We start from the raw sequence: 19,781 nt of genomic DNA, 5'->3' as shown, positions 1-19,781 counted from the left end.
TTGGTGCAACTCTGCCCGAAACGGGAGGGGATATGAAGACGGTATTGATCGGCCTGGGTATGGTGGCAGACACGCATCTGGCCGCCATCCGCGACGCGGCGGGGATCGAGCTCGCCGCGGTCATGGGTCGAGATCCCGCGCGGGCTGCGGCTTTTTCTGCGAAAGCCGCGGCTGAGCTTGGGTATCCGGTGCCGGTGTGCCGCGCCATCAAGGAGATTGCGGCGGATGAGACCATCGACTTCGCTGTCATCGCCACGCCGCCAGATGCGCGACACGACCTGGTCGAGGTGCTGAGTGCGGCGGGCAAACCGATCCTGATGGAAAAGCCCATCGAACGCACGCTTGCCGCTGCGGAAGCCATCGTGAGGCGGTGCGAGACGGCTCGCGTCCCGCTCGGCCTCGTCTTGCAGCACCGGGCGCGCGCAGCGTCCCAGAAGCTGAAACAGCTTCTGGACGGGCGCGCGTTTGGCCAGGTCGCAACCGTCGAGATCCGGGTCCCCTGGTGGCGCGACCAAGCGTACTACGATGCACCCGGACGCGGGACCTATGCCCGTGACGGCGGGGGCGTGATGATCAACCAGGCGATCCATACGCTCGATCTCGCGCTGTGGCTGCTGGGTCCGATGCAGACAGTGCAGGCGATGATGCGCACCACGCCGCTGCATGCGCTGGAGGCCGAAGACTGGGCGGGCGCGCTCTTTTCGCTGGAGAGCGGCGCCTGCGGGTGCCTTGTGGCCACCACCGCCGCTTATCCAGGTGAGGCCGAGAGCATTTCAATCCAGGGCAGCGAGGCCGCAGCACGCCTCGCCTCGGGCGTGCTGACGGTCACCCATCTGGACGGACGGGTTGAGAGTTTCGGCGCGGAAGCCAGCACCGGCGGCGGCGCAGACCCGATGGCCTTCACCCATGCCTGGCACCAGAGCGTTCTGGAGGATTTCGCCGCCTGCCTGTCGACTGGCGCAGAGCCCCTTGCCTCGGGGCGCAGTGCGCTCGAGGCGCACCGCGTCATCGATGCGATGGAGCGCGCGAGCGGCAACGGCCAAACCACGGAGATCCCCCGCCCATGAGCCCGCCCTTCATCGCCCTTGGTCTCGATCACCGCCATATCTACGGCATGACCGAAAACATGCTGCGGACCGGGTCACGCTGTCTGGGTTACTGGACCGAGGGCGCGCCTCAGACGCTTGCCGGTTTCACCAGGCGCTTCCCGGATCTGCACCGCTTTGCCACACTCGACGAGGCGCTCGGCGCAGGTGCTGCGCTCGCACTCATCTCCGCCGTCCCTGCCGACCGGGCCGATCTGGCCGTCCGCGCCATGCGCAAAGGTATGGACGTGATGACCGACAAGCCCGGCTGCACGACCTTCGACCAGCTTGAGCAGATCAAGGCCTGCGTCGCGGAGACGGGGCGGATCTGGTCGATCAATTTCTCAGAGCGCTTCGAGGTGCCGGCGGTGACGCGCGCCACAGAGCTGGTTGAGCAGGGCGCGATTGGCCGGGTCGTGCATACGGCGGGCCTCGGCCCGCACCGGCTCAACCGCGCCACCCGGCCGGCCTGGTTCTTCGAGCGCGAGCGCTACGGCGGCATCCTGACCGACATTGCCTCACACCAGATCGACCAGTTCCTGCATTTCACCGGATCAAGCACAGCCGAGGTGACCCACGCCATGGTCGCCAACCATGCCAACCCCAAGGACCCAGGCTTGCAGGACTTCGGCGAGATCGGACTGCGGAGCGCACAGGCGTCCGGCACAATCCGCGTGGATTGGTATACGCCCGACGCCCTACCCACCTGGGGCGACGGGCGGCTTACGATCCTGGGAACCGAGGGCTACATCGAGCTGCGCAAATACGTCGATGTGGGCGGCGCCGAGAGCACCGATCACCTGATCCTCGTCAACGGCAAGACCTGCCAGAAAGTCGACGCGCGCGATGCCGGTCTGCCTTATTTCCGGCGCCTTTCCGATGACATCGCCCACCGAACGGAAACCGCGATGACGCAAGAGCACTGCTTCACGGTGATGGAGCTGGCGCTCACCGCGCAGGCCCGTGCAGAGGCCGCCACATGACACGGATTGCGATCCTCGGCGCGGGGATCGGGGCGGAGCATCTCACCGCCTACCGCCGACTTGCAAGCCACTTCACCGTCGCGATGATCGTCGATCGGGACGAGGCGCGTGCAGAGACGTTGCGTGCAGACGACAGCTTCGCTGTCTCCGCCAATGTTGCCACGGCGTTGGAGGACCCGGCGATCGACCTCATCGACATCTGCCTGCCGCCGCATCTGCATGTGCCGGTGACGCTGCAGGCCTTGGCTGCGGGCAAACATGTGATCTGCGAAAAGCCGCTCGCCACCTCGCTGGCCGATGTTGAGCGGATCAGGGAGGCCGCCAAAACCGCGCAGCGCACTGTCTACCCGGTCTTTCAATACCGGTGGGGTCCGTCCCTGGCGCAACTGCGAGCGCTGATCGAGGCGGGGCTTGTGGGCCGACCCCAGATGGCCGCAATCGAAACCCATTGGTCGCGCGGTGCGGATTACTACGCAGTGCCCTGGCGCGGCACCTGGGCGGGCGAGCAGGGCGGCGCGGTGCTGGGTCATGCCATCCACAATCACGATCTGCTGACGCATCTCATGGGGCCGGTCGCGGCGCTTTCGGCTGCGACGACGACGCGGGTAAATCCGATCGAGACGGAGGACTGCGCGGCGATCACCTTCGAGATGGCGGGCGGCGCGCTTGCGACCAGCAGCATTACCTTGGGTGCCGCCGGCGATGAGACCCGGCTGCGCTTCGTGTTCGAGCATCTCACCGCCACCTCCGGGACCACGCCCTACGCTCCGGGAGCCGACCCCTGGACCTTCACCGCAAGAGACCCTGCGCGGCAGTCGGACATCGATGCGGCGCTGGCCAAAACGCCCGCCGAGCCACCCGGCTTCGACGGATTTCTGACCGCGGTGGCGGACGATCTGGCGGGCCGGCCGAGTGCTGCGGTCACGCTGGACGACGGAGCCGCCTCGGTGGCGCTTGTCACCGCGATCTACCACGCTGCGCGCACCGGCACCCGGGTGACACTCCCAATCACCCCCGATCACCCGCTTTACGGAGGATGGCAACCATGAAGCAATGCTGGCGCTGGTTTGGGCCGCAGGACACCGTGGCCCTGCAGGATCTGCACATGGTCGGGGTCGAAGGCATCGTCACTGCCCTGCACCATATCGCCCCCGGAACAGCCTGGCCGGACGCAGAAATCGCCAAGCGGCAGGACATGCTGGCACAGGCGGGGTTCGCTTGGGATGTGGTCGAAAGCCTGCCCGTCTCGGAGGCCATCAAGACGCAATCGCCCGACGCCGCCGCGCATATCGCCGCCTACAAGGAAAGCCTCGCGGCCCTCGCCCGGCGCGGCGTCGAGACCATCTGCTACAATTTCATGCCGATCCTCGACTGGACGCGCACGACCCTGCGCGCACCGCAGCCGCATGGCGGAACCGCGATGCAGTTCAACCTTCAGGACTTCAGCGTTTTCGATCTGCATATCCTCGCACGGCAAGGCGCCGCCGAGGATTATTCCGAAGACCAGCGCACAGCGGCCGCCGCGCAGTTTGCCGGCATGTCCGATGCGGAGCGCAAGGCACTGCAGGACAACATTGTTGCCGGCTTGCCGGGGGCCAACGATACTTGGACGGTCGAGGATGTGCGTGCCCAACTGCGAAGCTATGCGCGGATCACACCGGAGAGGTTGCGCCAGAACCTCATAGACTTTCTTGCAGAGGTCGTGCCGCTGGCCGAACGGCTTGGCCTGCGCCTGTGTTGCCATCCGGATGATCCCCCTTTCGGTCTGCTCGGCCTGCCGCGCGTGATGTCGACGACGGGGGACTACGCAACGGTGCTCGATGCGGTGGCGAGCCCCTCCAATGGCGCCACACTCTGCACCGGCTCACTCGGCGTGCGCGCCGATTTCGATGCCCCGGAGTTCGTGCGAAGGCTGGGCGACCGCATCCACTTCGCGCATCTGCGGAACACCAAACGGCTGAGCGCGGATCCAGAGCGCCCCGATTTCTTCGAAGCGGCACATCTGGAAGGAGATACGGATATGGTCGGCACGATCCGTGCGCTGATGGCGGAGGAGCGACGGCGGATGGCAGAAGGCCGGCGCGACTGGCAGATTCCGATGCGCCCCGACCACGGGCAGGAACTGCTCAACGACCGGCAGGCGAAGAGCATGCCCGGCTACCCCCTGATAGGACGGATGCGCGGTTTGGCGGAGTTGCGCGGGATCATGGCAGCCCTCGGCTGACGCGAGGTGCGGCGCTACGGGACCGAGCGCCCTTCCCCCATCGAAGAGGGCGGGCGCTGCCCGGCTTTGCCGGGCGGCACCAGATCGACGCTGTTTGCGGATAGCCCTGGCGTGGCTTCCGGTTGTGCGGAAGAAGAAGCCTCAGGGCTTGGGGCGGCTCAGTGTGACGGCGGCTTCTTCCTCGGGCGACAGCTCCGCAAAATCGAAGCTATCCAGCCGGGCCGCCCTCTTCCCTGCCCGCTCGGCGGCAGTTCCAATGCCGTCGAGATCGGCCCGCGCCTGCGCGAAGTGAGTGTCAAGCTTGCCGACCCGCTCCACCACCAGCTCCACGTCCCGGTGCAGCTGCCGCAGCGTCTTGCGGATGGCCCCCGCCTGCTCACGCATCCGCGCATCCTTCAGGATCGCGCGCATGGTGTTCAGCGTCGCCATGCAGGTGGTCGGGCTGACGATCCAGACCCGTGCGTCAAAGCCCTTGCGCACGAGATCGGGGAAGTTTGCGTGCAGTTCGGCATAAACCGCCTCGGACGGCAGAAACATGAGCGCACCATCGGCCGTTTCGCCGTCGATGATGTATTTCTCCGCAATATCGGTGATGTGCTTGGTTACCGCCGTCTTCATCTTCGCCACCGCCTCTTTCAAGGCCTGGTCGGTCTCTGCGACCCGCAGGGCCTCATAGGCCTCCAACGGGAACTTGCTATCAATTACAATGGATCCCGGCGGATTGGGCAGGTGAATGAGGCAGTCAGCGCGCTTGCCATTGCTCAAGGTCGGCTGCCAAGCGTAGCTGTCTGCGGGCAGCGCTTTCGAGAGGATGTCGCGCAGCTGGATCTCGCCGAAGGCACCCCGCGTTTGCTTGTTGCTGAGGATGTCCTGCAGGCTCAGCACATCGCCGGACAGCTTGGTGATATTGTCCTGCGCCTTGTCGATTGCCGCCAACCGCTCCTGCAGCTGCGTGAGGCTCGTGGTGGTCTGTTTCGACGAGCCGTGCAGCGTCTCTTTCATGCGTTCCTGCATCTCGGCCAGCGACCGGGCCGAGCGCAGCGCGTTGTCGGCCAGCCGGTCTTGCATCTGTTGCTGAACGGTGGCGAGGCGCGCCTCGACCGTCTGGATGACCTGCGCCTGCGCCGTCGCCTGGGTGTCCGAAACTGTCTGTAGACCGCCGCGCAGCTGCTCCTGCCCGGCGCCGAGTTGCTGGACATGTTGCCCCAAAGCGCCGATCTGCTGGGCCAGGGGTGCTGCCAGCGCGGCACTGCGTCCCGCCGCACGGACAGCCATGATCAGGAGCAGAAGCATGAGCAGGATCACCGCCCCACCCAACAGCGCCGCGATCACCACCGGATCGCTCAAAACGTAGGTTTGTCCCGCAATTTCAATCATGTGCGCCCAAACAACCGTTCGATATCACTGAGCTTGAGCTCGACATAGGTCGGCCGCCCGTGGTTGCATTGGCCCGAATGCGGCGTCGCCTCCATCTCGCGCAGAAGCGCGTTCATCTCCTCGGCCCGCATCCGCCGGCCGGAGCGGACAGATCCATGACAGGCGACCCGGCTGAGGATCGCCTCGACACGCGCCTGAACGGTGTTCGAACTGTCCCCATCCGCCAGCTCATCCAGGATGTCGAGAACGAGTGCGCGCGCGTCCACAGCGCCCAGAATGGCCGGGGTTTCACGCACTGCGATGGCGCCAGCACCGAATGGTTCAACGATTAAACCAAACCTCTCAAGGTCCTCGGCCGCGTCCAGCAACCGGGCGCAGTCCCCCTCGGAGAGCTCCACCACTTCGGGGATCAGCAGGGCCTGACGTGCGACACCGGTTTCGGCCATCTGCCGTTTGAGCTTCTCATAGACCAGTCGCTCATGTGCCGCGTGCTGGTCGACGATCACCATGCCCGCCGCCGTCTGCGCAATGATGTAATTCTCGTGCAGCTGCCCCCGCGCGGCACCCAACGGCTGATCGGCATCGGACGCCTCTGCCGGGACCTCAGCCATTGGCTCATCGACCCGCGCCCAGACCGGTGCTGTTTCGGCAAATCCGGGCGAGGCTGGCCGCACTTGCGGTCTGTCCATCTGGTAGATCCGCGCGCCGGTGGGCTCGGGCGTCATCGCGCCCAGCGTGGCATCGGCGACCGTGGTCGAGGCGCGATGCCCGGCCTGCGCCAGGGCGTGGCGCAGCGCCGAGACGATGAGCCCGCGTGCGATGCCCGGGTCGCGGAAGCGCACCTCGGATTTGGCCGGGTGCACGTTCACATCGACGAGCTTGGGGTCACAATCGATGAAGAGCGCTGCTGCGGCATGCCGATCACGGCTGAGAAAGTCGAAGTACGCCGCTCGTAGCGCGCCGATAAGCAGCTTGTCCCGGACCGGCCGCCCGTTCACAAAGAGGTACTGGGCCACAGCAGAGCCGCGCGAATAGGTGGGCAGGGCGGCGAAACCGGTCAGATGCAGGCCCTCGCGTTCAGCGTCTATGGCCAGGGCATTCTCGGCGAAGTCCCGGCCCAGAACCCGCGCCAACCGCCCGTGCAGGGCCCCAAAGAGATCGCCGTGCTCCGCCTCGACCCGGAAGACCTCTCGGCCCTCACCGTCGCCCGACACATCGCGGAGGACAAACTGCACGAAGGGCTCGGCCATGGCGAGCCGCCTGACCACGTCGGCGATCGCCTGGCTTTCGGCCCGGTCGGTCCGCAGGAACTTGAGCCGTGCAGGCGTGGCATAGAAGAGATCGCGCAGTGTGACGGTGGTGCCGGTGTTGAGTGCGGCCGGCTTCGGCGCGCACAGCTGGCCGCCCGAGACGGACAGCTCCGCACCTGCAGCGCCTTCAGTGCGGCTTGCGATGGTCAGACGCCCGACAGCCCCGAGCGAGGGCAAGGCCTCGCCGCGAAACCCGAAGGTGTGGATGTCGAGCAGGTCAGATCCGTCTATCTTGGAGGTCGCATGTCGCGACAGCGCCAGCGGCAGCTCTGCTTCGGTCATGCCGCAGCCGTCGTCTTGAACCCGGATCAAGGTCTTGCCGCCATCGGCGTAATCAATGGCGATCCGACGCGCTCCGGCATCGAGTGCGTTTTCCACCAACTCCTTGACTGCAGAGGCCGGGCGTTCAACGACCTCGCCTGCTGCGATCCGGTTGATCGCAGCCTCGTCAAGCTGCCGAATGACGGGGCGTTCACCGCCTATATTGGGGTTGAGAAAGGCCATACCCCAAGGTGTAGCATGTCTCGCGCCGATTCTGAAACCAGATTTCGACGACGCGGTGGCCTGAAAGCCCACCGCACCTGCCGGTCCCGACGGTCGTTTTGGCAGGTAGGGTGGGCTTTCAGGCCACCCTTGGTCACCCGCCCGTGGCTGCGCGGTACCAAGCGACGATACGGGCGCGCTCGTCCTCCTCCATGTAAGAAAGATTGGCGGGCGGCATGGCGTGGCTGATGCCGGATTGCAGGTAGATGGATTGGGCCTGACGGGCGATCTGGTGTTCGGTTTCGAGCCGCACGCCCTTGGGCGGCCAGAGCAAACCCTCCCAGACCGGCTCGTCCGCGTGGCACATCGAGCAGCGTCCCAGCACGATGTCTTGTACCTCGTCGAAACCGGGCGCTTGCGCAAAGCGAAGGGCCGCACCCTCTGCGGTCTCGGGCTCATGCGCGCGGAACATCGGCGCGGTCGACAACCACATGATGCCGATGAAGATCAGCGTGGTCGCCGCCCAGGTCCAATGCGGATGGCCTTGGCGCGCGTGCATGGAATTGAAATAGTGCCGGATCGTGACCCCCATCAGGAAGACGAGGCTGGCGATCAGCCACGTATACTCCGTCGCGAAGGCCAGCGGATAGTGGTTGCTCAGCATCAGGAAGATCACCGGCAGCGTCAGGTAGTTGTTGTGGGTGCTGCGTTGCTTGGCGATCTTGCCGTACTTCGCATCCGGCGTGCGACCCGCGATCAGATCGTCCACCACGATCTTCTGGTTCGGGATGATGATCATGAAGACATTGGCGCTCATGATCGTGGCGGTGAAGGCACCCAGATGCAGCATCGCGGCGCGGCCGGAAAACACCGAGGCGTAGAAGTAGGACATGGCCATGAGAACAACGAAGAGCGCGAGCATGAGCACCGTCTGATCCGCCTCGACGAAGACCCGGCAGAGCGTATTGTAGACGACCCAGCCGAACGCCAACGAGGCGAGCGAGAGGCCGATGGCCTGCCATGCCGCGAGGTCTGCGACGGCGGGATCTATCAGGTAGAACTCCGCACCCAGATAGTAGACCAGCACGAGCAGGATGAACCCGCTGATCCAGGTCCAATAGCTCTGCCATTTGTGCCAGATCAGCCCGTCGGGCATGTTCTCGGGCGCCACGAGGTACTTTTGGATGTGGTAGAACCCGCCACCGTGCACCTGCCATTCTTCACCATCGGCGCCACTGGCGAGGGTGCGGTCGCGATGCAGGCCCAGATCCAGCGCGATGAAGTAGAAGGACGACCCGATCCAGGCGATGGCCGTGATCACATGCAGCCAACGTACCGCGAACTCGATCCAGGCGGCCATGGCGGCGAGGTCGTACATGGGTTGGGTCCTTTGCTGTCACGCCTGCGCTTGCTTGTCCCGAGGGCGCCTCCGGCGGGAGTATTTGCCGACGGGTGAAGGGCGCGCCGCTAGATCTCCTCGGGCAGCACGAGGTTCAGAACGATGGCCACAAGCGCCGTGGGCGCGACTGCGGACGTGGCCAGCGTCTTCACCACGCCCGGCAGATACTGCACTGCGGTGGGCACGAGGTTCAACCCCAGACCGGCGGCAAGTGAGACGGCGATGATCACCATGTTGCGGCGGTTCATCTCGACCTCGCTCAGCACGTTGAGGCCGGCGGCGACGACCATGCCGAACATGACGATCACGCCGCCGCCCAGCACCGGCAGTGGCATGGAGGCGATGACGGCGCCGATCTTGGGCAGCAGCCCGCAGACGATCAGGATCAGCGCGCCGATGGTGACCACATGGCGGCTCATGATGCCGGTCATGCCGACGATGCCGACGTTCTGGCTGAAGGAGGTGTTGGGCAGCCCGCCGAAGACGCCCGCGACTGCGGTGCCGAGGCCATCCGCGTAGGTGGCCCCGGAGATTTCGGCATCGGTCGCTTCGCGGCCCGCGCCGGCCTTGGTGGTGGCGGAGGCGTCGCCGACCGTCTCGATGGCTGACACAATCGAGACGAGCGTCACCGCGATCACCGCGCCCAGCGAGAATTCGAACCCGTAGGGCAGCGGGGTGATCGTCGTGATCCAGCTGGCATTCGCCACGGCGCTGAAGTTCACCATGCCCAGAACCAGCGCAAGCAGGTAACCGACAATCAGCCCGACGAGAATGGCTGCATTCGACAAGGTGCCCTTTGTGAAGAACTTGAGCACAAGCGCCACGATGACGACGCTGAGGGCCACCGACCAGTGCATCAGCGAGCCAAAGCTTTCCGCCTCCATCTGGAAAGTGGCCGCGCCGCCCGCGGCGTATTTGATCGCCACGGGGATCAGATAGAGGCCGATCGCGAGGATCACGAGGCCTGTCACCAGCGGCGGGAAGAGCCAGCGCAGGTGTTTGATGAAGGCGCCCAGCACGAAATGCACGCAGCCGCCGATGATACAGGCGCTGAGTGCCACGTTCAGCCCTTGGGTGGCCGCGACACCAGCGAGCACGCCCACAAAGGCGAAGCTGGTGCCCTGCATGATCGGCAGCCGCGCGCCGATAGGTCCGACCCCTACCGTCTGGAACAGGGTCGCCACACCCGCGAACAGCATTGCCATCTGGATGAGATAGACCTGCTCGGGCCCGCCAAAGGCCAGCCCTGCGGCCCCCGCCACGATGATCGAGGGCGTCACGTTGGAGGCGAACATCGCCAGCACGTGCTGCAGCCCGAGCGGCACGGCCTGCGCCAGCGGGGGTGTCGTGTCGGGGTCGCGGTAGATGCCTGCGCTGATGTCTGTCATGTGGGGTCCCTGTCGCTGATCCACCGTTCTGAGACGGCCTTTCGCGGTTATGGAACCACCAGATATGGCGGATCAAGCAAAACCTCCCGCAGATTGGGCGTTTCGCCAATTCGATCGATCACTGCAAAAATTCCGGGCGCCGCGAGCGGCGTCAGGACCCCGTGCCAGGTGCCGCGATGCAGGTTGATACCCTGGTACGGGGCGGTCAAAAAGGCCAGAGGACCCCCCGGCTCTCCCCTCTCGTCGGGGGCGACAGTGACGAGGAAGGGCTCCGGGGTCATCGGGATGAACGCCTGGCTGCCCTCGGGGTGCTGCTCCAGCAGATCGAGCGTGTAAGGCAGGCTTCGCGGCTCGGCGTTGAACAGGCTGAGACCGGCGCGGCCTGCGGGCCCGAAGTCCAACCGCGCCCTGTCATGAAACCGCCCGCAAAGCCCCGCGTTGATCATCCGATCCGGCGCACCCGCGCAGTCCAGCACGTCACCGAAGGGCGCGAAGGCCTCGGCCGTCAGCGGCGCGCATCGAACCTCTCGGCTCACAGCGGCATATGACGGTTCACGTCCTTGTAGAGCAGATAGCGAAAGGGCTCGGTGCCCGTCGCGATGCAGGCCTGCGGACAGAACGCGCGCATCCAGATGAAGTCGCCCGGCCCGACGCTCACCCAATCGGTGTTGAGCAGATACTCCGCCGTGCCCTGCAGCACATAGAGCCCATGTTCCATCACATGGGTCTCGGCGAAGGGAATGCGCGCGCCGGGCTCGAAATTGACGATATTCACGTGGAAATCATAGCTGAGATCGAACGGATCGAAGAACCGCTGCGTCGCCCAGGTGCCGTTGCAGCCGGGCATGGACGCCTTCTCGACCTCGCTTTCATGCGTGATCAGCGCGTCGGGTACCTTCAGACCCGGCGACGGCCGGAACCGCTTGCGGATCCAGTGGAACTGGCAGGGGTCTTCGTGGATATTGTACATCGTCCAGACCGCACTCGGCGGCAGGTAGACATAGCTGCCGGGGATCAGATCGAAGGTGTCATGCCCCAGCGTGAGCCGCGCTTGCCCCTTGGCGAGAAAGATCACCGCCTGGGCGTCCCTGTCGGGTTCCGGCTCGGCGCTGCCGCCCTCTTCATCGAGCTCGACCGCATAGTAGGAAAACGTCTCGGCAAAGCCGCTCAAGGGCCGCGCCAGGACCCAGACGCGGGCATTCTGCCAGCCGGGCAGGAAGCTCGTGACGATGTCACGCTGCGTGACGGCAGGGATGACCGCATAGGCTTGCGTGAAGATCGCCGTGCTTTCCGGGTTCTGCGACTGGTCCGGCAGGCCGCCCGGCGGGAAGGCGTAGCTCACAGCAGCGCCTCCAGCCGAAGCTCGGCGATGCGCTCGACCTGGCGGCAGGCCTCGTCGAACTCAGCGTCGGTCTCGTGATCAAGCCGCCTCTCGAAGGCGCGCAGGATGCCCGCCTTGTCGTGATCCTTGACCGCAATGATGAAGGGAAAGCCGTGTTTCTTGGTGTATGCGGTGTTCAGCTTCTCGAAGGCCTTCCGCTCTTTGTCGGTCAGCGCGTCGAGACCGGCGCTCGCCTGCTCCTCGGTGCTTTCGGCGGTCAGGCGTTTCGCGGCGGCCAGCTTGCCCGCGAGGTCCGGGTGGGCACGCAATACCGCCATGCGCTCGTCGACACTGGCACTGCGGAACATCCGGGCGAGCGCCGAATGCAGGCCCACCGCCGTGTCATGCGCCGCGCCAAGCTCCAGATCGTAAGCGCGTTCTGCGATCCACTCGGAATGCTCGAAGATGCCTCCGAACCTCTCCAGAAAATCCACCTTCTTCATCGCCGAAGGCCGCGCCGGGCCGCGCGCGGGCGGGTGTGCCTTGCGCCAATGCTCGGCGATCTCGATCCGGCGGGGGCACCAGACGCCCTCGAAGCCTTGGATATGCTCGATGAAGCGCTTGAGCGCCTGCGCCCGTCCGGGCCGGCCCACCAGGCGGCAGTGCAGGCCCACCGACATCATCTTGGCCGCGCCCGCCGCTCCTTCGGCATAAAGCGCATCGAAGGTGTCACGCAGGTAGGCGAAGAACTGATCGCCCGAGTTGAACCCCTGCGGTGTGGCAAAGCGCATGTCGTTGCAGTCGAGCGTATAGGGGATGATCAGCTGATTGCGCCGCCCGATCCTGGCCCAATAGGGCAGATCGTCGTCGTAGGCATCGGAGATGTATTCGAACTGCCCCGTCTTGGCGGCGAGCGCCACCGTGTTCTCCGAACAGCGTCCGGTGTACCAACCGCGCGGGCTCTCGCCGGTGACCTCGCCATGCAGGCGGATCGCCTCCATCATGTCGGCCATCTCATCCGCTTCGGAATGGTCCTTGTAGTCGATCCACTTCAGCCCATGGCTGGCGATCTCCCAGCCCGCGTCCTGCATCGCGCGCACCTGCTCCGGAGCCCGCGCCAGCGCCGAGGCCACACCGTACACGGTCACCGGGATGCCCGTGCCCGTAAACAGCCGGTGCAACCGCCAGAACCCGGCCCGCGCGCCATAGTCGTAGATCGATTCCATGTTCCAGTGCCGCTGCCCCGGCCAGGGCTGCGCGCCTACGATCTCGGAGAGGAAGGCCTCGGAGGCCGCGTCCCCGTGCAACAGGCAATTCTCACCGCCCTCCTCGTAGTTCAGCACGAATTGCACGGCGATGCGCGCCCCGCCCGGCCACGCCGCATCCGGTGGGGTTGATCCGTAGCCTGAAAAGTCGCGGGGGTAGCGGTTCACGAAGGGTCTCCTTGCTGGACCGCGCCATTGAATACCGAGTTGCGGGCGCGTTGCAATTCGTATCTGGGGCGGGCAGGCTGCGCACAATAGGGTCAAGGAGAGACGGATGCCGCAAGGATATCTGACCACACACGTGCTGGACACCGCACGCGGCTGCCCGGCGGCCGGGGTCGTAATCACGCTCTACCGGATCACCCAGAATGGCCCCTTGAAGCTTGCAGAGACCGTGACGAATGCGGACGGGCGCACGGATGCACCGATCCTCGACAAGGCAAGGTTCGAGACCGGAACCTACGAGCTGGTCTTCGAGGCAGGCCCCTATCTGACGGCGAGCGGCGTCGCCCCGGAGCACCCGAGGTTCCTCGACAGCATCCCGATCCGCTTCGGCATCTCGGAGCCCGACAGCCACTACCACGTGCCGCTGCTGCTGTCGCCTTTTGGGTATTCGACATATCGCGGCAGCTGAGGCTGCTCACGTCACAGCGGTCGTCTTGCCAAGGGGCGCGCCCCATGCGATTTTGCACGCCTGACCGACCCGGAGGATCGCGATGCTCAGCCCCGCCGACCAGACCGCCACAGCCACGGCCAGCCATCAGCTGCCGCAGGTGACCGAACCGCGCAATCCTGGCATGGCGCTGGATATGGACTGGGTGCGCGCGGTGCAGGCGAACACTTCTGCCATCGAACGGCGCGCCGCCACGCTGCCCGCCCGCCGCTCGGTCAAGAAGACACATCAGGCGGCGTGGTTGTTGCGTGCTGTCACTTGTATCGATCTGACCACGCTGTCGGGAGACGACACCGAGAACCGGGTACGGCGCCTCTGCGCCAAGGCCCGCCAGCCGGTGGCGCAAAGCCTGCTCGACGCGCTTGAGATGGGGCCGATCACCACCGGTGCGGTCTGCGTCTACCACGAGATGATCCCAGCGGCTGTGCGCGCGCTGGAAGGCTCAGGCATCCCGGTCGCCGCCGTCAGCACGGGCTTTCCGGCGGGGCTGTCGCCGCTGCATCTGCGCATCGCCGAGATCGAAGAGAGCGTGGCGGCGGGGGCTGCGGAGATCGACATCGTGATCTCGCGCCGCCATGTTCTCTCGGGCAACTGGCAGGCACTCTACGACGAGATGCGCGCCTTCCGCGCCGCCTGCGGCGAGGCGCATGTAAAGGCGATCCTCGCGACGGGAGAGTTGGGGTCTTTGCGCAATGTGGCCCGCGCCTCGCTGATCTGCATGATGGCGGGCGCCGATTTCATCAAGACCTCCACTGGCAAAGAGAGCGTGAACGCCACGCTGCCCGTGTCGCTGGTGATGATCCGCTCGATCCGGGACTTTTACGCGCGCACGGGCTATCGCGTCGGCTACAAACCCGCGGGCGGCATTTCGAAAGCGAAGGACGCGATCACCTATCTTGCGCTGATGAAGGAAGAGCTCGGCGACCGCTGGCTGCAACCGGATCTCTTCCGCTTTGGCGCCTCGTCGCTGCTCAACGACATCGAGCGGCAGCTGGAGCATCACGTGACGGGCCGCTATTCCGCGAGCTATCGCCACCCGACGAGCTGACGGCATGCGTCAGGATTTGAGTATTTTTGGAAGGGTGAAGGCATGAATGTGAAAGACGTCTTCGAGACCATGGCGTACGGCCCGGCACCGGAGAGTGCAGCCGAAGCGCTGGCCTGGATTGCCGAGCGGGGCGGTACGTTCGGCCACTTTATTGACGGGGTCTTCACCAAGCCCGGCAAGGGTTTCGAGAGCCGCAATCCGGCGACCGGTGAGCTGCTGGCAAAGCTGACACAAGCGCGCCAGGCGGACGTCGATGCCGCAGTCAAAGCCGCCCGTACCGCGCAGGGCGGATGGGCGCGCCTGGGCGGTGCGGGTCGAGCGCGCACCCTTTATGCCCTGGCCCGCCTGCTACAGAAGCATAGTCGGCTGTTTGCGGTGCTGGAGAGCCTCGACAACGGCAAGCCGATTCGCGAGAGCCGCGACATCGACGTGCCTTTGGCGCAGCGGCATTTCTATTTCCACGCGGGCATGGCGCAGCTGATGGAGGACGAACTGCCCGACCGCGCGCCGCTGGGCGTCTGTGGACAGGTGATCCCCTGGAACTTCCCGCTGCTGATGCTCGCCTGGAAGATCGCGCCGGCCTTGGCCATGGGCAACACGGTGGTGCTGAAACCGGCCGAGTACACCTCGCTGACAGCTCTGCTCTTTGCCGAGATCTGCCAGCAGGCGGGTCTGCCCAAGGGGGTTGTGAACATCGTCACGGGCGATGGGGCGGTGGGCGAGATGGTCGTGGCGGCGGAGGTCGACAAGGTGGCCTTCACCGGCTCCACCGCCGTCGGCCGCCGCATCCGCGACGCCACGGCGGGCTCCGGCAAGGTGCTGACGCTCGAACTGGGCGGCAAGTCGCCCTACATCGTCTTTGACGACGCCGATCTCGATTCGGCGGTCGAGGGTCTGGTCGATGCGATCTGGTTCAATCAGGGCCAGGTCTGCTGCGCGGGCTCGCGCCTTCTGGTGCATGAGCCGGTGGCCGAGCTTTTCTACGCCAAGCTGCGTGCTCGCATGGACAAGCTGCGCGTGGGCGACCCGCTGGACAAGAGCATCGACATCGGCGCCATTGTCGATCCGGTACAACTCAAGACGATCACGGATCTTGTCGCGGCGAACACCGCGGGCGAAACTCATGTGGCCACCACCGATCTGCCTGCGATGGGGTCGTTCTACCCGCCTACGCTGATCACCGGCCTTAACCCGGCGGACACACTGATGCAGGAGGAGATCTTCGGCCCCGTGCTCGTCTCCACCACCTTCCGCACACCAGAAGAGGCGGTGGCGCTCGCCAACAACAGCCGCTATGGCCTCGCCGCGACGGTGTGGAGCGAGAATATCAATCTCGCGCTCGACATCGCGCCGAAGCTGGCGACCGGCATAGTTTGGGTGAACGGCACCAACCTGATGGACGCCGCCGCGGGCTTCGGCGGCGTGCGCGAGAGCGGCTTCGGCCGCGAAGGCGGCTGGGAGGGGCTGGCCGCCTACACCCGTCCGAAAGGCACAGCCAAACCACTCAAAGAGATCGCCGCATTTGCCGGTGCGGGCGCACCGACAGACCCCATCGACCGTACCGCAAAGCTCTACATCGGCGGCAAGCAAGCCCGCCCGGACAGCGGCTATTCCGCACCGGTCTGGGGCAAATCCGGCGCGCTGCTGGGCCATGTGTCGCTCGCCAACCGCAAGGACTTGCGCAATGCCGTCGAGGCCGCGCAGGCCGCCAAAGGCTGGTCGAAGACCACCGGCCACCTGCGTGCGCAAATCCTCTATTACATCGGCGAAAACCTCGCCGCCCGCGCCGCGGAGTTTGCTGGGCGCCTCGATGCCATGCAGGGCGGCAAGCATGGCGCCAAGGAGGTCGAGGCCGCAATCAACCGCCTCTTCACCTACGCCGCCTGGGCTGACAAATACGACGGGCAGGTGCATGGCGTCCCGATCCGCGGGGTGGCGTTGGCGATGAAAGAGCCCGTGGGCGTGATCGGGGCCATCTGCCCGAACCAGGCCCCGCTGGTCGGCCTCATGTCCTGCATGGCGCCGGCGATCGCGATGGGGAACCGCGTGATCCTGAGCGCGTCCGAACCCTTCCCGCTCGCCGCGACGGACTTCATTCAAGTCCTCGAGACCTCCGACGTGCCGGCAGGCGTCGTGAATATCCTCACCGGTTCCCACAGCGAGATCGCTTCGCATATGGCCGGGCATATGGACATCGACGCGGTCTGGTGCTTTGGAGCCGCTCCCCTCTCCGGCGAGGTTGAAAGGGCAAGCGCCTCAAACCTCAAGCGCACCTGGGTCAACAACGGACAAGCGCGTGACTGGATGGGTGCGGCCGGACAGGGCCATGAGTTCCTCCGCGCTGCAACGGAAGTAAAGAACATCTGGGTGCCCTACGGAGAGTGACGCGGGCATCCCGCGCCGACACTCGGCCCGCCCGAGGGCCGAGGACATGGCGTGGCGCGTCAGCGCCTCCTTTCAAGAAGGCCGCCTTAAGCAGTTCGCCACAAACTTGGAATCACCTGTCGCTACCTGATTTCAATGAAATCAACGCAAGAGGTGATACATCTTGTCTCAGGCCAAAGGCGAAACGCTCTAGTTGCCAGCGGTCGTCTCGAGCCCCAGGGGCTGGCCCACGACCACAAAATGTAGCCCCTCCGGATCGAGCAGGTCCCCGGCCACCCGTCTGACATCCGCCAGCGTAACCGCTTCGACTCGCTCGTTGCGCGTGGCGATGTAATCGATGGGCAGGCCCAGCATCTGCATTCCCACCATAATCCGCGCAATCGGCCCGTTGCCGTCGAACCGCAAGGGGTAGGCGCCGGTCATGTAGGTCTTGGCATCATCGAGCTCCTCTTGGGTGATGCCCTCTGCCGCGGCCTTGGCCCATTCCTCCCGAATGACCGCGATGGCCTCCGCGATCCGGTCATTGGCAGAGCGCACCGACCCCAGATAGACCTCACCGAAGTCTTTTGGCGCGAGATAGGAGTAGACACCATAGGTCAGTCCGCGCTTCTCGCGCACCTCGCTCATCAGGCGGCTCTCGAAGCCGCCACCGCCGAGTACCTGGTTCAACACGATGGCGGTAAAGTAGTCGGGGTGATCCTGCGCCAGACCGGGCTGGCCAAACAGGGCAACCGATTGCGGCGTGTCAAAGGGCACGACCGTCATCCCGCCCGGAATGGCCACCTCCACGCGGTCCGGCATCGGTGCGCCCTCGGCCGGCAGATCCGCCAGAAGCTCATCCATAAGCGTCGAAAGCTGCTCCGGCGTGATGTCGCCGACCGCGCTGATGTAGATCCGGTCTCGTGCCAGTACCGCGCGATGAGCGGCCAGCAGATCGTCGCGCGTCAACGCAGCCACGCTCTCTTCGGTTCCGTTAAGCGACGAGGCGTACGGATGATCTCCAAAGGCGATGCGGTCGAAGGTGCGCGCAGCGATGCTGTCAGGGTCTTTCGCATCGGCGCGGATCCCTGTCAGCACCTGCCCGCGCACGCGTTCGATGGCATCCGGATCGAAGCGTGGCTCCAACAGGGCGGCCCGCAACAGCGCCATCGACTCCGCCTTGTTCTCCGTGAGGAACCGCGCGGAGACCGAGAGCGCGTCGTCGCTCACATCGAAGCCGAAGCCAGTCGCCAGCGCTTCGGTCTCGCGCGCAAAGCCGCGCGCGTCCAAATCGCCTGCCCCGTCGTCCAGAAGCGCGGTCATCAGGTTGATCGCCCCGCGCTTGCCGGGCGCGTCGAGCGAGGCACCGCCGCGAAAGCGGATTTCGAGCGCGACAAAGGGAATGGCATGGTCTTCGACCAGCCAGGCGGTCAGCCCCCGGTCGGAGGTGACCTCCTGTATCTCCACTTCGGCCCGCACCGACAGCGGCAGGCTCAGCAGTACGACGACGGTCAGGACAAAGCGGATCATTGGATCGCCTCCTCGCGCATCAGCCACCCCGTGACCGACGCGCGCCGGTCGAGCACATCGCGGGCGGCCTGCAGGATGTCCTCCTCCGTCACCGCGTCGAGGATCTCCGGCCAGGCTTGTACGTCCTCCACCGTCAGGCCGGAGGCCAGCGCCTGCCCGTACCGATTGGCGATGCGGTCGACGTCGTCGCGCGCATAGATCTGATCGGCGCGGATTTGCAGCTTGATCCGCTCAAGCTGCGCCAGATCGACACCATCGGTCATGAACTGCGCCAAAGCCGCGTCCAGCGCATCTTCAGCCTCCTGCAAGCTTACATCGGGGCGCGGCACCACAACCAGATCGAAGGTCGTGTCATCCAGCGACACACCACGGTAAAACGCGGCGGAATAGGTCGCGATCTGGCTGTCGAACTGGAGCGCATCCGCGAGGTAGGAGGTTGTGCCGCCTCCGAGGATCTCGGCCAGGAACGTCAGCGCCGCCGCCGCCTCCTGCGCGCCCGGGTCGCGTTCGGGTGCGAGATAGGATCGCCGCACATAGGGCTGCGCCACGCGTGCATCGCGATAGATCAGCCGCCGCTCGGCCGTTTGCGGCGGCTCCTCGGTCCGGATCCGCGCGGGCAGGTCCGGATTGGCGGGGATCACGCCATAGTATTGCTCCGCCAAGCGGCGTACCTCCTCCGGCGTCACATCACCGGACACAACGAGGATGGCGTTATTGGGAGCGTAGTATGTCTCATAAAACCCCAGCGCATCATCCATATCCAGCGTCTGCATCTCATGCATCCAGCCTATGATCGGCGCGCCATACCGATGATTGAGGTATTGGGCCGCGGCCACCTGTTCGCCAAAGAGCGCGCTCGGATTGCTCTCGGTGCGCTGGTTGCGCTCTTCGATGATCACCTGACGCTCGGTTTCGATGTCGTTTTCGGTGAGGCGAATGTTGCGCATCCGGTCCGCTTCCATCCGCATCATGATCTCCAGCCGGTCCGCCGCGACCCGCTGGAAATAGGCGGTGTAGTCATAAGAGGTAAAGGCGTTGTCGCGCCCGCCATTGCGCGCCACGGTAGCCGAGAGTTCGCCCGACTCCAGAGTATCGGTCGCCTTGAATAGCAGGTGCTCAAGGAAATGCGCCACACCGGACGAGCCCTTGGGCTCGTCGGCAGAGCCCGCGCGGTACCAGACCATATGCTGCACAACCGGCGCGCGGTGATCTTCCACCACGACAACCTGCATGCCGTTGTCCAGCAGGAAGGTGCTCACCGCCTCGTCACTGGCGGGAGCAAGGCCGGGCAAAAGCGCAAGACATGCAGCGAACACGGGGAGACGGAGCAT

16 protein-coding genes are annotated in these 19,781 nt (G+C 65.3%); 7 read left to right on the top strand and 9 right to left on the bottom strand.

Going from position 1 to position 19,781, the window contains the following annotated elements:
• Positions 1 to 32 precede the first annotated feature (32 nt).
• Genes MUB52_RS02450 through uxuA form a run of 4 tightly spaced genes read left to right on the top strand, consistent with a single transcriptional unit; the run spans position 33 to position 4,292 of the window.
• Positions 33 to 1,067, top strand: a complete 1,035-nt coding sequence (locus MUB52_RS02450) for a Gfo/Idh/MocA family protein (RefSeq protein WP_263842593.1) — start codon at positions 33 to 35, stop codon at positions 1,065 to 1,067.
• Positions 1,064 to 2,068 (top strand): Gfo/Idh/MocA family protein, encoded by a 1,005-nt coding sequence (locus MUB52_RS02445; RefSeq protein ID WP_263842592.1) that lies wholly within the window; start codon positions 1,064 to 1,066, stop codon positions 2,066 to 2,068. Before MUB52_RS02450 ends, MUB52_RS02445 begins: the two co-directional genes overlap by 4 nt.
• On the top strand, positions 2,065 to 3,117 hold the full coding sequence (locus MUB52_RS02440; RefSeq protein WP_263842591.1) for a Gfo/Idh/MocA family protein: 1,053 nt from the start codon (positions 2,065 to 2,067) through the stop codon (positions 3,115 to 3,117). Before MUB52_RS02445 ends, MUB52_RS02440 begins: the two co-directional genes overlap by 4 nt.
• The gene (gene uxuA, locus MUB52_RS02435; protein ID WP_263842590.1) at positions 3,114 to 4,292 is read left to right on the top strand and encodes a mannonate dehydratase; all 1,179 of its coding nucleotides are present in this window, start codon (positions 3,114 to 3,116) and stop codon (positions 4,290 to 4,292) included. The genes MUB52_RS02440 and uxuA overlap by 4 nt, the downstream gene beginning before the upstream one ends.
• Before the next feature lie 141 nt (positions 4,293 to 4,433).
• On the opposite strand, the gene MUB52_RS02430 is transcribed toward uxuA, so the two are convergent.
• From MUB52_RS02430 to puuE, 7 genes are all read right to left on the bottom strand, one after another.
• The gene (locus MUB52_RS02430; RefSeq protein ID WP_263842589.1) at positions 4,434 to 5,669 is read right to left on the bottom strand and encodes a DNA recombination protein RmuC; all 1,236 of its coding nucleotides are present in this window, start codon (positions 5,667 to 5,669) and stop codon (positions 4,434 to 4,436) included.
• Complete coding sequence (gene mutL / locus MUB52_RS02425; RefSeq protein WP_263842588.1) at positions 5,666 to 7,483, bottom strand: DNA mismatch repair endonuclease MutL; 1,818 nt, start codon at positions 7,481 to 7,483, stop codon at positions 5,666 to 5,668. Before mutL ends, MUB52_RS02430 begins: the two co-directional genes overlap by 4 nt.
• A 133-nt stretch (positions 7,484 to 7,616) precedes the next feature.
• On the bottom strand, positions 7,617 to 8,840 hold the full coding sequence (locus MUB52_RS02420) for a urate hydroxylase PuuD (protein WP_263842587.1): 1,224 nt from the start codon (positions 8,838 to 8,840) through the stop codon (positions 7,617 to 7,619).
• 89 nt (positions 8,841 to 8,929) lie between these two features.
• Positions 8,930 to 10,249, bottom strand: coding sequence for a uracil-xanthine permease family protein (locus MUB52_RS02415; protein ID WP_263842586.1), 1,320 nt, complete (start codon positions 10,247 to 10,249; stop codon positions 8,930 to 8,932).
• Between the two features lie 47 nt (positions 10,250 to 10,296).
• A complete protein-coding gene (locus tag MUB52_RS02410) occupies positions 10,297 to 10,785 on the bottom strand; it encodes an ureidoglycolate lyase (protein WP_263842585.1) in 489 nt (162 codons plus the stop codon).
• Positions 10,782 to 11,591: a bifunctional allantoicase/(S)-ureidoglycine aminohydrolase gene (locus MUB52_RS02405; RefSeq protein ID WP_263842584.1), complete on the bottom strand. Its 810-nt coding sequence runs from the start codon at positions 11,589 to 11,591 to the stop codon at positions 10,782 to 10,784. Before MUB52_RS02405 ends, MUB52_RS02410 begins: the two co-directional genes overlap by 4 nt.
• Positions 11,588 to 13,003 (bottom strand): allantoinase PuuE, encoded by a 1,416-nt coding sequence (puuE, locus tag MUB52_RS02400; protein ID WP_263842583.1) that lies wholly within the window; start codon positions 13,001 to 13,003, stop codon positions 11,588 to 11,590. The genes MUB52_RS02405 and puuE overlap by 4 nt, the downstream gene beginning before the upstream one ends.
• A gap of 106 nt (positions 13,004 to 13,109) precedes the next feature.
• Between puuE and uraH the strand changes: the two genes are divergently transcribed.
• The 3 genes from uraH to MUB52_RS02385 all read left to right on the top strand — a co-directional run bounded on the left by uraH (position 13,110) and on the right by MUB52_RS02385 (position 16,941).
• Positions 13,110 to 13,469: a hydroxyisourate hydrolase gene (gene uraH, locus MUB52_RS02395; RefSeq protein ID WP_263842582.1), complete on the top strand. Its 360-nt coding sequence runs from the start codon at positions 13,110 to 13,112 to the stop codon at positions 13,467 to 13,469.
• 82 nt (positions 13,470 to 13,551) lie between these two features.
• Positions 13,552 to 14,556, top strand: coding sequence for a deoxyribose-phosphate aldolase (deoC, locus tag MUB52_RS02390; RefSeq protein ID WP_263842581.1), 1,005 nt, complete (start codon positions 13,552 to 13,554; stop codon positions 14,554 to 14,556).
• Between the two features lie 42 nt (positions 14,557 to 14,598).
• Positions 14,599 to 16,941 carry an aldehyde dehydrogenase family protein gene (locus MUB52_RS02385; protein WP_263842580.1) on the top strand — a complete coding sequence of 781 codons (2,343 nt, stop codon included), beginning with the start codon at positions 14,599 to 14,601 and terminating at the stop codon, positions 16,939 to 16,941.
• Between the two features lie 189 nt (positions 16,942 to 17,130).
• Here MUB52_RS02385 and MUB52_RS02380 read toward each other — a convergent pair whose 3' ends face one another.
• On the bottom strand, positions 17,131 to 18,450 hold the full coding sequence (locus MUB52_RS02380; protein WP_263842579.1) for a M16 family metallopeptidase: 1,320 nt from the start codon (positions 18,448 to 18,450) through the stop codon (positions 17,131 to 17,133).
• Positions 18,447 to 19,781, bottom strand: coding sequence for a M16 family metallopeptidase (locus tag MUB52_RS02375; protein WP_263842578.1), 1,335 nt, complete (start codon positions 19,779 to 19,781; stop codon positions 18,447 to 18,449). The genes MUB52_RS02380 and MUB52_RS02375 overlap by 4 nt, the downstream gene beginning before the upstream one ends.

This window comes from Roseobacter sinensis (assembly GCF_025755255.1).
GTDB classification, from domain to species: Bacteria; Pseudomonadota; Alphaproteobacteria; order Rhodobacterales; family Rhodobacteraceae; genus Roseobacter; species Roseobacter sinensis.
The sequence above is the reverse complement of the archived record's forward strand: the minus strand, read 5'-3'. Positions and strand labels throughout refer to the sequence as shown.

Excerpts from the sequence above, each read along its gene's own strand:
- MUB52_RS02420 (WP_263842587.1), bottom strand. The coding sequence starts at position 8,840 with ATGTACGACCTCGCCGCCATGGCCGCCTGGATCGAGTTCGCGGTACGT.
- MUB52_RS02445 (WP_263842592.1), top strand. The coding sequence starts at position 1,064 with ATGAGCCCGCCCTTCATCGCCCTTGGTCTCGATCACCGCCATATCTAC.
- MUB52_RS02450 (WP_263842593.1), top strand. The coding sequence starts at position 33 with ATGAAGACGGTATTGATCGGCCTGGGTATGGTGGCAGACACGCATCTG.
- uraH (WP_263842582.1), top strand. The coding sequence starts at position 13,110 with ATGCCGCAAGGATATCTGACCACACACGTGCTGGACACCGCACGCGGC.
- MUB52_RS02380 (WP_263842579.1), bottom strand. The coding sequence starts at position 18,450 with ATGATCCGCTTTGTCCTGACCGTCGTCGTACTGCTGAGCCTGCCGCTG.
- MUB52_RS02440 (WP_263842591.1), top strand. The coding sequence starts at position 2,065 with ATGACACGGATTGCGATCCTCGGCGCGGGGATCGGGGCGGAGCATCTC.
- mutL (WP_263842588.1), bottom strand. The coding sequence starts at position 7,483 with ATGGCCTTTCTCAACCCCAATATAGGCGGTGAACGCCCCGTCATTCGG.
- MUB52_RS02375 (WP_263842578.1), bottom strand. The coding sequence starts at position 19,781 with ATGCTCCGTCTCCCCGTGTTCGCTGCATGTCTTGCGCTTTTGCCCGGC.
- MUB52_RS02430 (WP_263842589.1), bottom strand. The coding sequence starts at position 5,669 with ATGATTGAAATTGCGGGACAAACCTACGTTTTGAGCGATCCGGTGGTG.
- deoC (WP_263842581.1), top strand. The coding sequence starts at position 13,552 with ATGCTCAGCCCCGCCGACCAGACCGCCACAGCCACGGCCAGCCATCAG.
- MUB52_RS02415 (WP_263842586.1), bottom strand. The coding sequence starts at position 10,249 with ATGACAGACATCAGCGCAGGCATCTACCGCGACCCCGACACGACACCC.
- MUB52_RS02385 (WP_263842580.1), top strand. The coding sequence starts at position 14,599 with ATGAATGTGAAAGACGTCTTCGAGACCATGGCGTACGGCCCGGCACCG.
- uxuA (WP_263842590.1), top strand. The coding sequence starts at position 3,114 with ATGAAGCAATGCTGGCGCTGGTTTGGGCCGCAGGACACCGTGGCCCTG.